Origin of the sequence: Levilactobacillus wangkuiensis (assembly GCF_016861605.1) — a bacterium.
Taxonomy (GTDB): domain Bacteria; phylum Bacillota; class Bacilli; order Lactobacillales; family Lactobacillaceae; genus Levilactobacillus; species Levilactobacillus wangkuiensis.
On sequence record NZ_BOLM01000019.1, the window covers coordinates 41,848 to 54,612 of the forward strand.

Annotated in this window: 12 protein-coding genes and 2 tRNA genes; 2 read left to right on the forward strand and 12 right to left on the reverse strand. The window is 49.7% G+C overall.

The window, feature by feature from the left end; genetic code table 11:
* Positions 1-22 precede the first annotated feature (22 nt).
* The 6 genes from eno to JUF13_RS11675 form a co-directional block, all read right to left on the reverse strand.
* Positions 23-1,342, reverse strand: a complete 1,320-nt coding sequence (gene eno / locus JUF13_RS11650) for a phosphopyruvate hydratase (protein ID WP_203639817.1) — start codon at positions 1,340-1,342, stop codon at positions 23-25.
* Between the two features lie 108 nt (positions 1,343-1,450).
* Complete coding sequence (gene tpiA, locus JUF13_RS11655; RefSeq protein WP_203639818.1) at positions 1,451-2,209, reverse strand: triose-phosphate isomerase; 759 nt, start codon at positions 2,207-2,209, stop codon at positions 1,451-1,453.
* Between the two features lie 144 nt (positions 2,210-2,353).
* The gene (locus tag JUF13_RS11660) at positions 2,354-3,556 is read right to left on the reverse strand and encodes a phosphoglycerate kinase (protein ID WP_125765557.1); all 1,203 of its coding nucleotides are present in this window, start codon (positions 3,554-3,556) and stop codon (positions 2,354-2,356) included.
* A gap of 180 nt (positions 3,557-3,736) precedes the next feature.
* A complete protein-coding gene (gene gap, locus JUF13_RS11665) occupies positions 3,737-4,747 on the reverse strand; it encodes a type I glyceraldehyde-3-phosphate dehydrogenase (RefSeq protein WP_125765556.1) in 1,011 nt (336 codons plus the stop codon).
* A gap of 68 nt (positions 4,748-4,815) precedes the next feature.
* The gene (locus JUF13_RS11670; RefSeq protein WP_203639819.1) at positions 4,816-5,844 is read right to left on the reverse strand and encodes a sugar-binding transcriptional regulator; all 1,029 of its coding nucleotides are present in this window, start codon (positions 5,842-5,844) and stop codon (positions 4,816-4,818) included.
* 364 nt (positions 5,845-6,208) lie between these two features.
* Positions 6,209-6,280, reverse strand: a tRNA-Arg gene (locus JUF13_RS11675).
* 129 nt (positions 6,281-6,409) lie between these two features.
* On the opposite strand from JUF13_RS11675, the gene JUF13_RS11680 reads away from it, so the two are divergent.
* Positions 6,410-7,009, forward strand: a complete 600-nt coding sequence (locus JUF13_RS11680; protein ID WP_203639820.1) for an ECF transporter S component — start codon at positions 6,410-6,412, stop codon at positions 7,007-7,009.
* Positions 7,010-7,234: 225 nt separating this feature from the next.
* Here JUF13_RS11680 and JUF13_RS11685 read toward each other — a convergent pair.
* The 3 genes from JUF13_RS11685 to JUF13_RS11695 form a co-directional block, all read right to left on the reverse strand.
* A tRNA-Arg gene (locus tag JUF13_RS11685) sits at positions 7,235-7,306 on the reverse strand.
* Between the two features lie 83 nt (positions 7,307-7,389).
* Positions 7,390-8,121: a LiaF transmembrane domain-containing protein gene (locus tag JUF13_RS11690; RefSeq protein ID WP_203639821.1), complete on the reverse strand. Its 732-nt coding sequence runs from the start codon at positions 8,119-8,121 to the stop codon at positions 7,390-7,392.
* Between the two features lie 5 nt (positions 8,122-8,126).
* The gene (locus tag JUF13_RS11695) at positions 8,127-8,573 is read right to left on the reverse strand and encodes a LytTR family DNA-binding domain-containing protein (RefSeq protein WP_125765552.1); all 447 of its coding nucleotides are present in this window, start codon (positions 8,571-8,573) and stop codon (positions 8,127-8,129) included.
* A 316-nt stretch (positions 8,574-8,889) separates the two neighbouring features.
* Here JUF13_RS11695 and clpP point away from each other — a divergent pair, with 316 nt between their 5' ends.
* On the forward strand, positions 8,890-9,486 hold the full coding sequence (clpP, locus tag JUF13_RS11700) for an ATP-dependent Clp endopeptidase proteolytic subunit ClpP (RefSeq protein WP_125765551.1): 597 nt from the start codon (positions 8,890-8,892) through the stop codon (positions 9,484-9,486).
* Positions 9,487-9,751: 265 nt separating this feature from the next.
* On the opposite strand, the gene whiA is transcribed toward clpP, so the two are convergent.
* From whiA to rapZ, 3 genes are read right to left on the reverse strand one after another with little or no spacing between them, the layout of a single operon-like run.
* Entirely contained in the window at positions 9,752-10,690 is a 939-nt protein-coding gene (whiA, locus tag JUF13_RS11705; protein ID WP_203639822.1) for a DNA-binding protein WhiA, read from the reverse strand.
* A gap of 2 nt (positions 10,691-10,692) precedes the next feature.
* Positions 10,693-11,706, reverse strand: a complete 1,014-nt coding sequence (mgfK, locus tag JUF13_RS11710) for a gluconeogenesis morphogenetic factor MgfK (RefSeq protein WP_203639823.1) — start codon at positions 11,704-11,706, stop codon at positions 10,693-10,695.
* Positions 11,703-12,587, reverse strand: a complete 885-nt coding sequence (gene rapZ / locus JUF13_RS11715) for an RNase adapter RapZ (protein WP_125765548.1) — start codon at positions 12,585-12,587, stop codon at positions 11,703-11,705. The genes mgfK and rapZ overlap by 4 nt, the downstream gene beginning before the upstream one ends.
* Positions 12,588-12,765 lie beyond the last annotated feature (178 nt).

A 12,765-nucleotide genomic window follows, 5' to 3' on the forward strand; every position in this document is an offset into this window, starting at 1 on the left:
CTTCTTCACATTCATTTTTAAACTACTTGTTGATGATGGCCAAACGCGCATCTTCGCTCAAGTTGTAGAAGGAGTGAATACCCTTGTAGTTGGAAGTCTTACCTAATTGGTCTTCGATCCGCATTAATTGGTTGTACTTAGCGATACGTTCGCCACGGCTCATTGAACCAGTCTTGATTTGACCGGCGTTCAAAGCAACAACCAAGTCAGAGATAGTCGTGTCTTCAGTTTCACCAGAACGGTGAGAGATAACGGCCGTGTAACCAGCTTGCTTAGCCATTTCAACGGCTTCAACAGTTTCAGTCAAAGTCCCGATTTGGTTCAGCTTGATTAAGATAGAGTTGGCAACGCCCATCTTGATACCCTTTGCCAAGTAGTCCGTGTTCGTAACGAATAAGTCGTCACCAACGATTTGGACCTTCTTGCCAAGGCGTTCAGTAGCCATTTGCCAGTCTGCCCATTCGTTTTCGTCCAAAGGATCTTCGATGGAAACAACTGGGTACTTGTCAACGATGCTTTCCAGCAAGCTAACAAATTCTTCAGCAGTGTATTCCTTGCCGTCACCCTTAAGTTCGTACTTCTTGGTGTCAGCATTGTAGAATTCTGATGAGGCACAGTCAAAGGCGATAGCAACGTCCTTACCAGGTACGTAGCCGGCGTTCTTGATAGCTTCAACTAAGATTTCGAATGGTTCTTCGTTGTTCTTCAAGTCAGGAGCGAAACCACCTTCGTCACCAACGGCAGTTGAGTAGCCCTTTTCGTTCAACAAGTTCTTCAAGTTGTGGAAAGTTTCTGAACCCATCCGGATAGCTTCCTTGACGGTCTTGGCACCAACAGGCATGATCATGAATTCTTGGAAATCAACCTTGTTGTTGGCGTGCTTCCCACCGTTGATAACGTTCATCATTGGCGTAGGAAGGACGTGACCATTGAACCCGCCTAAGTAGTTGTACAGAGGTTGGCCTAATTCGTCAGCAGCAGCACGGGCAGCAGCTAAGGAAACACCTAAGATAGCGTTAGCACCTAACTTACCCTTGTTTGGCGTACCGTCCAAGTCGATCATAGCTTGGTCAATGGCACGTTGGTCGGTAACATCGTAGCCAACGATTTCTTTGGCGATGATGTTGTTTACGTTGTCAACAGCCTTAGTAACACCCTTACCCATGAAACGACTCTTGTCGCCATCACGAAGTTCAACGGCTTCATGTTCACCAGTTGAGGCACCAGAAGGAACGATCCCCCGGCCCATTGCACCGGCTTCAGTGTAAAGTTCAACTTCAACAGTTGGGTTACCACGAGAATCTAAGACTTCGCGTGCGTAAATATCAGAAATAATAGACATTTTTTGTATTCTCTCCTTATGAGTGTTTGGCTTCACGGGAACAAAACAACCATCCCATGCTTTATTCTATAAGTTTAACTTTGAACTTTCAATCACATTTTGCTCGAATTACAAATTTTGGTAGTTCGCCAGCTGAATGAAAGAGTTTTCATCCAAACTAGAGCCCCCGGCGAGCACGCCATCGACATTATTCTTGGCCATCAGACCAGCAATATTGTCGGGCTTGACGCTCCCACCGTAGAGAATTCGAACGCCATTGGCTAAATCATCCGAGTAAATGTCTGCCAACGTTTGGCGAATCAGGTAGCAGCCTTCTTCGGCTTGGTCGGTCGATGCGGAAGTCCCACTGCCAATCGCCCAGCTGGGTTCATAAGCAATCACAATCTTCGCAGCATCTTCCGGACTGACACCCTTTAATGCGGCGGTCACCTGGTTGACGACCCAGTGAATTTTTTCACCAGATTCACGTCGTCCCATAGTTTCGTCACAACACACGATTGGCGTCATGCCATTTCGGAAAACCGCTTGGACTTTCCGGTTAATGACATCATCCGTTTCGTTAAAGTAGCGGCGCCGTTCGGAGTGACCGACGATGGTATACGGAATCCCCATCTCGTGGAGCGCGCGTGGGCTAGTTTCCCCCGTGTACGCCCCGTCATCTTCGTAGTAGCAAGCCTCCGCGCCAATGCGCAGCACATCTTCAGTATTTGCCTCTAACATGGTCTGTAAAAATAACGCTGGTGCGGCAATCGCCGTTTCCACGACATCCGCAGCCGGTAACTTCCCTTGCACAGCTTCAACGAAACTGCGCGCTTCCGTTACCGTTTTGTTCATTTTCCAGTTACCAGCAATGAGTGGTATCCGCAACCTAATCCACCCTTTCCTAAAAATAAATTGACTACGCTCATCATCTTACCGAATTCTCACTGGATTAGCCAGCGAAGACCCTTAATGATCGGCGACTATCACAATAAAAAGCCGTGATGACGACCACCACAGCTCTTTATTAATTTACTTATCAGAAATTGCGGCAATTCCTGGTAACGTCTTCCCTTCGAGGTATTCGAGAGAAGCCCCACCACCAGTAGAGATGTGGGAAAGCTTGTCAGCAACACCAAGTTGTTGAACAGCAGCAGTTGAGTCACCACCACCGACAATCGTCTTAGCATCCGTCAAGGTACCCAAGAACTTACCAATTTCCAAAGTTCCTTCAGCGTAGTTGCTCATTTCAAAGACACCCATTGGGCCGTTCCAAACAACCGTCTTGGCAGTCTTCAGAACGTCTTCGAATTCAGCAACTGACTTAGGTCCGATGTCCAAGGCCATGTAGCCATCAGGCACGTCACCGTCAACCGTCTTGTGAGCGGCATCGTTGTCAAACTTTTCAGCAACAACGGAGTCAACAGGCAGAACCAACTTGTCGCCGGCCTTGTCCAAGATTTCCTTGGCTAAGTCAATCTTGTCAGTTTCAACCAATGAGTTCCCAATCTTCATACCCTTAGCAGCGTAGAACGTGTAAGTCATCCCACCACCGATAAGAATCTTGTCAGCCTTAGCCAACAAGTTGTCGATCACACCGATCTTGTCAGAAACCTTAGCACCACCCAAGATAGCAACAAATGGGTGTTCTGGGTTGTCAACGGCGCCACCGATAAACTTGATTTCCTTTTCCATCAAGAAGCCAGCAGCCGTTTGGGCCATGTTGGCAGCGATGCCGGCGTTAGATGCGTGAGAACGGTGAGCCGTCCCGAAAGCATCGTTAACGAAGACGTCACCCAATGAAGCCCAGTACTTGCCCAATTCAGGGTCGTTACCGGATTCACGCTTAACGTATTCGCCGTCTTTAACATCTTCGTAACGGGTGTTTTCCATCACTAAGACGTCACCATTGTTTAAGCCATCAATGGCATCTTCAAGCTGCTTGCCTTCAGTCGTTGGGACGAAGGTAACCGGCTTGTTTAACAAGTTGGACAGACGTTCAGCAACTGGACGCATGGACAATGCTGGCTTGTCGTCTTCCTTCTTGATCCGACCTAAGTGGGATAAGAGGATGGCCTTGCCACCATGTTCGATTACGTACTTGATCGTTGGTAATGCAGCAACGATACGGTTATCGTTACCAATCACGCCATCTTTGATTGGGACGTTAAAGTCGACCCGCATCAGGACTTTTTTGCCCTCTAAGTCTAAATCAGAAACTGTTAATTTAGCCAATTCTGAAATCCTCCTTGAGTTCTTATCTTTAAATGATTACTTTCACAATATACAGCACTTACCTCCGAATTTCAAAGGACTTGTGCAAATTTTTAACGACTTACAAAAAACGCAGCGAAGAAATTCCTCCCTCCGCCGCGTTCGTGAGTCTATTTATAAGCTACTGTTACAACGGTCGGATTAGAGAGTTGCGAAGTGCAATAAAGTCCGGACCATGTTGCAAGTGAAGCCCCATTCGTTGTCGTACCATGAAACAGTCTTAACTAATTGGGTGTCACCGTTAGTCGTAACTTCAGTTTGGGTTGGGTCAAAGACAGAACCGTGGTCATCATCGATGATGTCTGAAGAAACGATTTCGTCGGCGTTGTAACCAAAGGCTTCGTTACCTTCAGTGTGCTTCTTCATAGCGTCGTTGATTTCGTCAGCAGTAACCTTCTTGTCCAGAACAGTAACTAATTCCGTCAAAGAACCGTCAGTCAAAGGAACACGTTGTGCGTGGCCTTGTAACTTACCCTTTAAGTCAGGGATAACTAAACCGATAGCCTTAGCGGCACCAGTTGAGTGAGGAATCGTGTTAACACTGGCAGTACGGTTGTTACGCATCTTCTTACCGCGAGGGCCATCCAAGATTTGTTGGGTAGCAGTGAAGGCGTGAATCGTGGTCATAGTCCCGGCCTTGATCCCGAATTCTTCATTCATGAAGTAAGCCATAGGTGCTAAACAGTTCGTGGTGCAAGAACCAGCAGAAACGATCACATCGTCCTTGCTTAAAGCATCCATGTTAACACCAGGAACAACCGTCGTAACGGCACCGGCTGGAGCAGATACTAATACCCGCTTAACACCAGCATCGATGTGGGCGTGAGCCTTTTCTTCGGAAGTGTAGAAACCGGTACATTCGAGAACGAAGTCAACACCGTCGTTCTTAACCCAAGGAATGTCTTGAGCCTTAGGGTCAGCGTAAACAGGGTATTCCTTACCGTCAACCACGATGCCCTTGTCCGTAGCGGAAACTTCGCCAGGGAAACGACCATGAGTTGAGTCATACTTCAACAAGTAAGCCAACATTGAAGGTGTCGTCAAATCGTTGATGGCAACAACTTCGATGTCACTTGAGTGGAGTTCGTGAATCCGCTTGAAAGCCAAACGGCCGATACGTCCGAAACCATTAATACCAATCTTTACAGTCATACTGTGATTTCCTCCTTCAGGAAGCAAACAAAGATAATTTTTTTAAAAAGCAATACATGTTCATTGTATCACTTCTTTAAAACAAAGTCAGCAGCACCTTCGTCGGTAATTAACCAAGTCTGTGCTGGCGCTAAACGCATGTACGCCGCAATCGCAGCGCCCTTCTCGGCACCACCGGCGACGGCGATGACTAATTGTTTAGCGGCTAAGTCGCCAATTTCCAGCCCGATACGGGGGAACTTGCTGACGACGTGGCCCTGGTCATCATAGAAATAACCAAAGGCCTCACCCACGGCATGGGCCGCGGATAAATCGGCAATCACGTGCGGATCCATATTGCGCCGCTCGGCCATGACGAATGCCTGACCGATACCGTGAATCACCACATTACTCTGGGCAATCAATTGGAGCACTTCATGAATGGCCGGCTCGGCAAAGAGTGGCTTGTAAGTCTCCGTATTTAATTGCTCAGGCACATACAGCTGCCGAAACTCGCTGTTGGTGTGTTCAGCCATGGCAGCGCTAACTGCATTGGCTTGAATGGCTGGCGATTCACCAACCCCACCGCGAGCGGGGACAAATAACAACTGCCGATTGACGGCTAGTGCCGGTGTCAACGCGTCCGCCACGGTGGCCAACGTGTGGCCACCCATGACAGCCACGGTACTTTGGCCCTGTGGCATCTGGCCGTTCAATACTTGACTAGCCGCCTGGGCTAAGCCGTTGAGCGAGCCATTCGCCGCGGTGCTATCACCGGGCACGATGGTACAGTGGGCAATGCCCAACCGTTGTGCCAGTTCCCGTTCTCGCTGTTGACGACCGGCCAAATCGTTCATAACGGGGGCTAACCCCTGTAGAACGCGCTGACCAGTGGCCGTGATCTGCATGCCCTTCACGGACATTTGGACAAAACCGAGTCCCGCTAAGGCATCCGTCGTTGTTCGAACCGTACGCTCCGAGCAAGCTAGCTTGGTGGCGAGGGTCCGGCGACCGACGGGTTGGAGGTTGGCAATTCCTTGCAGAACACGGAAGCGGCTGGTCAGTTTCCCAACCATCTGGGGCATAATTGCCTCGACCCACTGCCAATCTTCATGCATCCTGCTTACCTCCTAGTGGGACGTTATTCGACCAGAGGTGGCTGATAAACGCCCACCCTGGTCAAAAATTTAAAGGCCAACCAGAGCCAACCTTTTACGATTAATAGTATAAGTCACCACAAGCGCTTTAGCAAGTGATTCAGTCTGTTAATTTATGTAAGCCCTTACAATGGAAGAAACTGGAAAATTAGGTTGCATCAGTCCCCTTCAGAGTGACGATTTCACCGCCTGAGCGAGCCACTGTTCAGAAAAAAATGGCTAGTCGCTGCATGCCCAATCTCAATCCGTTACAGCAGCCACAAACTCATTTCCGGGCACAAAAAAATCCCACACCCAAAGGTATGAGATGCCGTGTTGTTAGTGATGCGCCCGGAGGGAATCGAACCCCCATTTCAAGAACCGGAATCTTACGTGCGATCCATTACACTACGGGCGCATAAAAATTGTTATGAACAACACCTCAATTACTATAACTGATTTTGGATAAAAATACAAGTCAGTTTGGCTTTTTTCATGAAAAATCATGCTATAATAACGGCATTAACTTACGTGGAGGTTTCGGTAAATGACGCGACATAAGACTTTCCGCCTGGTGGTGGACGCGCTCCTCATGGCGATTGTTTTACTACAAAATATCATTCCATTTTTGGGCTACATCCCCTTTGGGCCCTTCAGTATGACGTTGATTGGGTTAACCGTCATCGTCGCCGGCACCGCCTTAGGACCGAAGGACGGCATGGCCATTGGTGGTTTCTGGGGCCTGATCACGTTCATTCGGGCCTTCACCTGGCCGTCCAGCCCGGTAGCGCCACTGATCTTTACCAACCCATTCATTTCTATTCTGCCCCGGCTATTGATGGGTCTGGCTGCCGGTGGACTGTATGCCTGGGGACTCAAGCGTCACTGGTCCCAACGACGATCCATGCAGGTCGCTGCTGGCTGTGCGGCGCTGGTCAATACGTTGCTAGTCCTGGGATTGGTCTTTATCTTCTACCAAACGCCCGCCGTGGCCACCGCGTTCGGCGCCCAGGGCAACCAAACTTTAGGCTACGTCTTAATGATTTCGTTACTCACGAATGGTGTTCCGGAATTACTATTAGATGTGCTTGTGGCGCCATTGATTGCCCTGCCCCTGCGGAAACGCTGGGATCAGATTCGTCGCTAAATTAGTTTTTATTCAGAGTCTGGGATTAAATTCCAGGCTTTTTTACTGTCATTAATTAGCTTGCTAAGGGAGTGAGTGCTACACAAAAACCACGTTAGTCCTCATCTGATGGTGTACATCTATGGTTACATAGAAAGCCGGTTACATCCTGGTGTACATTTGTCCACAAAAAGCCACTTGTTTGAAACAAAAAAAGCCGCAACCACAAGGGTTACGACCAACTGATGCGCCCGGAGGGAATCGAACCCCCATTTCAAGAACCGGAATCTTACGTGCGATCCATTACACTACGGGCGCATAACAGCATCAGTATTTTTGAGTACTTAATTACTATACCTGATACTGCATATAAATTCAAGGGGCCGTCGCAAAATTTTTACTTAGACGTAAATAATGGTCATCCCACCGAAGGAAATATTCCCGTGAACCCGGACTTCCGGCGCATTCGGATCAATCTCCTGGAAACCTTTTTCCTCGACTGCGCCAAAGCTGGTATTCATATCATTTTTAACGTTCCACGTCTTGGGCAGGTAAAGTTCGACGCCACCAAACGAATCATCCACGTAGACATCTGCACCGGTTTCATTGACCTTCACGTTATCAAAGTAAACCTTGGCATTGCCCATGGATACCTTAATAATCGCGCGTTTAAAATCTTGTGACTGCAGGTAGCGGATGCTACTGCTCATGTTCACGTCCACCGTCAACTCGGGATCATCCACGTCCTGCACGTCTTCCGTCCAGTCTTGCCCCCGGTGATGCCAATCCTGACCATTGACGATGACGCGTGGGCCGTGATGGTGCCACCGCCACCGCGGCTTGATGATCAGGGACAACCCGGCTGTCAGCAAGATGGCGGCACCGAGAATCGTCCAGGGGGCTAGCGCCGCGATGCCCAACGGTTTCGCAAAGATAATCGCCAGAAACGCTAGCGAGAAGACCATTCCCCCCACCGTTAAATGAACCAAGCTTTCCACAAACGCGGCCACTAAGAAGACCGCGACTAACAATGTCCAGAACCCAATTTGATAGGTGAAGATTCCCATCCGGCTAGTCACTAAGATACCCGCGGCTAACACCAGGAACACACCCCAAAACCAATTTCGATGCATGGCACTTACCCCTTTTCCTCTAATGCGTCCTTCAACGCCTTGTAATACCGGCGCGACACGTAAATTTGTTTATGCGATTGTTGAAACCGAACCAAATTTCCGGTCACCGACTTGGTCAGCGACAAGATTTGGTTGCGATTGAGGATGGCTGATTTGGAAATCCGTTGGAAAGTCACCGGTAGGCTCTCGGCCAACTCATACAGCGGTTGCCGGGTCACGAAGACCGCGTCGGCCGTGTGAACCATGACCTGGTGATCAGCGGCTTCCAGGAAAAGGATATCCGCCACGGCCACCTGTACGCTCTGGCCCCGTTGTCGCAGGGTCAGCCGCTTGGGCGTCGTCTCGACGGTCGTAAGTGCCGCCATCAGTTGGCTAAGGTCGGTATTGGCTGCCGCCCGAATCGTCACCTCGGGCTCGGTCACCGTGTCGTCAATTTCCACGTGAATTTTCAATCTGCCACCCCCTTTCGTTGTTCTTAGTAAACCATATCCCAATTGAAAAATAAATAGACTGGTCGCAACTGGTTATTTAACCGGCGTAAGTGGTCGTAACTGACTGAATACTCAGGCTTAGCGTCGTTAGCACTCTCCCAATTGACTGACAGAATACGTGACGTTTGGCCAAACTCTGTTATGATAGTTTTAGTCAAAACGTTCAGGGTTCTTCAGCGAGTCTTTTCGTTTGACCTACTCTGACCATAGCGGTACACTAACAACATGTTAGCAAAACGCTAGCCATTTAATAGTTAATAAGGGAGGCTATCTTGTCATGAATTTAGTACCAACAGTTATCGAACAATCATCCCGTGGCGAACGGGCCTATGATATCTATTCACGACTCTTAAAAGACCGGATCATTATGTTGTCTGGTCCAATCGAAGATGACATGGCAAACGCCATCATTGCGCAGTTGCTCTTCTTGGATGCCCAAGACTCCACTAAGGACATTTCACTTTACATCAACTCACCAGGTGGGGTCGTTTCTTCCGGCTTAGCCATTTACGATACCATGAACTTCATCCAATCCGACGTGCAAACCATTACATTGGGGATGGCAGCTTCCATGGCCAGTGTCTTGGCTTCATCCGGGACTAAGGGCAAGCGGTTTGCTTTGCCTCACGCCCAAGTGATGATTCACCAACCATCCGGTGGTGCCCAAGGCCAACAAACTGAAATTGAAATTGCTGCTCGCGAAATCTTGAAGACCCGTCAATTGATCAACAAGATTTTGGCTGACAACTCTGGTCAACCCGTTGAACGTCTGAATCAAGATACTGAACGGGACAACTACTTGAGTGCCCAAGAAGCCGTCGATTACGGTTTGATCGACCACATCATGACCAATAGTAGTGAACAAAAAAAGTAAACCTGTTTTAACGATAGCACTGACCCCCGTGGCCGGTGCTATTTTTTTACGCGCATTTTTTTCAGCGTAAAATTGGCCAAAAAAAAAGAGCCTGAGACAAAATCCCAGACTCGCTTTTGTGGTACCCATTTATATGGCCGAAACGTGCGACAAAAGGCACCCGGTTCCGCTTAAAACTGATAACCAAACAATCCAAGACCAGGATTATCCGGTTATCAGCCTTAATGCTCGCCGGCTAACCGCCTTTTGACTCACTCTCCTCTGCCTAGGCCGTCGCTTCTTCGCGCAGCTGTTTGGCATAATCATTAATTTTGCGTAGCCGGTGATTGATCCCGGACTTGGAAATCGGACCGCCGGGCACCAGGTCGCCTAGCTCCTTCAAGCTAACCTCTTGGTGCGCCATCCGGGCCTCAGCGACTTCTCGCAGCTTGATGGGCAGTTGACCCAAACCGACCGTCGCATCGATGAACTGAATGTTATCGAGTTGGCGGGTCGAGGCATTGGCCACCTTGTCCATGTTGGCGTTCTCGCAGTTAACCAAGCGATTGACCGAGTTGCGCATGTCGCGCATGATCCGGACATCTTCGAACCGCAGCATGGCCGTCGTCGCCCCGATCAGTGATAGGAAGTCGGCAATCTTTTCGGCCCCCTTCAGGTAGGTGATGTACCCACTCCGCCGCACGATGGTCCGTGCATTGAGGTCATAACGGTTCATCATCTCCGCAATCATCTGGTTATGTTCCTCATATAGTGAGTAAATCTCCAAATGGTAACGGCTAGTCTCGGGATTGTTGACGGAACCACCAGCGAGGAAGGCCCCGCGGAGGTATGACCGCACCCGCATGTCATCGTTTAAAATGTCATCGGGCACAGACTCCAGCAGCTGCATGCCGTCGAAGATTCCCAGGTCGGATAAGACCTCCGTGACGCCGGTCTTGACCCGCACAATGTACAGGTTATTTTTCTTTAATTTCATCTTACGCCGAACCAACAGTTCACTTTCCAAATCATAGAACTGTTTGAGCAGCTGGTACATCCGCCGGGCAATCGCAGGATTTTCCGTTTGGACGTTCAAGACAAAGTGGTGGTTCGCGAGCCCTAAGGCACCGTTCATCCGGATCAACGCGACCAATTCGGCTTTAGCGTTGTCTCGGTGGACCTCCAGGGTGGTTAATTCTTTCTTGACTTCACTGGCATATGACACCGTTAAGGCCTCCGTTTCATTCGATAGCGCGGTTGCCCACTCAGGTTCAAGAGTTCATGAACGACCTCTTGCCCGTTGTGGAACGCCCCGTTATCGCGTAATTGTAAAAAGTCGGTCGAAATGACCCGGCACCCCTGATCACGGAGTCCCTGAAAATCATGCCGAACGGGTTGAGACATTTCATCCCAACGTTGGTAATCAATGTACTGGTCGGGCACCTTACGGGTGTTGACCAATACGGTATCAATAAAGTTGGCGTTTAAATGTTTATTCAACACACGCACGTGATCGGCGTCGGTAAAGTTTTCCGTTTCGCCCTTCTGCGTCATGATGTTGCAGATGTAGACGACCTCGGCGGAACTTTCGCGCACGGCATCCCCCACGCTCTTGATCATCAGGTTGGGCAGGATGCTGGTAAATAAGCTCCCCGGTCCCAACACGATTTGGTCCGCGTTCATGATGGCATCAATCACGGGTTGGACGGCTTGCGGCTGGTCATGGTGGTCACTGGTTTCGACCCAGACCCGCTTGATCAGCTTGTGGGCGGCCGTGATTTCCGACTCCCCACTGAGCGTACTGCCATCAGCGAACTGCGCGTGTAGTTCCAACGGCTCGTCTGCGGCCGGATAAATGTGGCCGTTGACTCGCATCAACTGGGACAATTCCTGCACGGCATCAAAAATACCCCCCCGCATTTCTGACAGGGCGGCAATGATGAGATTGCCAATGGCGTGACCCGCAAAGAAATCATCCGTCGTTTCAAACCGGTACTGGAATAGGTCTTTATAAATGTCTGGGACTTCCGCCAACGCCACCATGACGTTGCGAATATCTCCAGGCGGCACAACGTTCACGTAATGCCGGATGATGCCGGAGGAGCCCCCGTCATCAGCAACGGTCACGACTGCCGTGATATCAACATCTTGATCGCGTAAGTTGCTCAAGATGACCGGTAGCCCCGTGCCTCCGCCAATGACCACGATCTTGGGCCGGCGGCTGTTTGTTAGGTCTCTCATGATCGATTAGCGGACTCCTTTCGTTTGTTGATATCCCGATGGGTGACGTGTACGGGGTACGTGTCCCCGAGGGTCTTGCCAATGCGTTGCGTCAAGGCGACCGAGCGGTGTTGCCCACCGGTACAGCCAATCGCAATCGTCAAGCTCGACTTACCCTCTTTTTTATAGCCGGGCACGATGGACGTCAACAGGCCCACGAAACGCTGATAGAAGTCTTCCGTTTGTGGTTGACTCATCACGTAATCATAGACCGGTTGATCCAGCCCGGTTTGCTCCCGCAGCTCGGGCAGGTAGTACGGATTCGGTAGGAACCGGACGTCCATCACGATATCCGCATCGATGGGCAGGCCGTATTTAAAGCCAAACGACATGATCTCGATGTGAAATGTGTGGGTAGTTTCCGTTTCGTAGTTATGAAAAATTTCTTCCCGCAACTTCCGCGGGCTTAATTTTGTGGTATCAATGACCAACTGCGCTGCCTGACGAATGGGGGCGAGCAAGGTGCGCTCGCGCTGAATCCCTTCCATCACCCGGCCATTTCGCGCCAACGGGTGGGAACGGCGGGTCTCCTTGTAACGGGATACCAGCTCCTCATCCGAGGCATCTAGGAAAAGCACCTGGGCGTTCATGGTCCCATGAACCGCTACATCGTTCAGCATCCGGACGATTTCGTCATAAAATGCCCGTGAACGCAGGTCAATCACTAACGCAATCTTGGACAGCTTCCCCGACTCGCGAACCAGGTCCCAAAATTTCGGCAGCAACGAAGGCGGCATGTTATCAATACAAAAGTAGCCTAAATCTTCAAAGCTTTGCATGGCGACGGTCTTGCCGGCCCCACTCATCCCGGTGATAATGACCAGGCGAATATCTTCTGTCATGGCTCTCCTTTGCTCCTTTTCGAAAACAATCTTTATGCAGTATAACACACCGGGTGTGTCTTTTCCTAACGATTCTCTTAAATTCACCGTTTTTTGGAAACGCCCGATTTAAAATTGAAGTGCAACACCCCTTAAGACATTAAGGGTAAACAAATAGGCCATGGAGACCTATACTTTT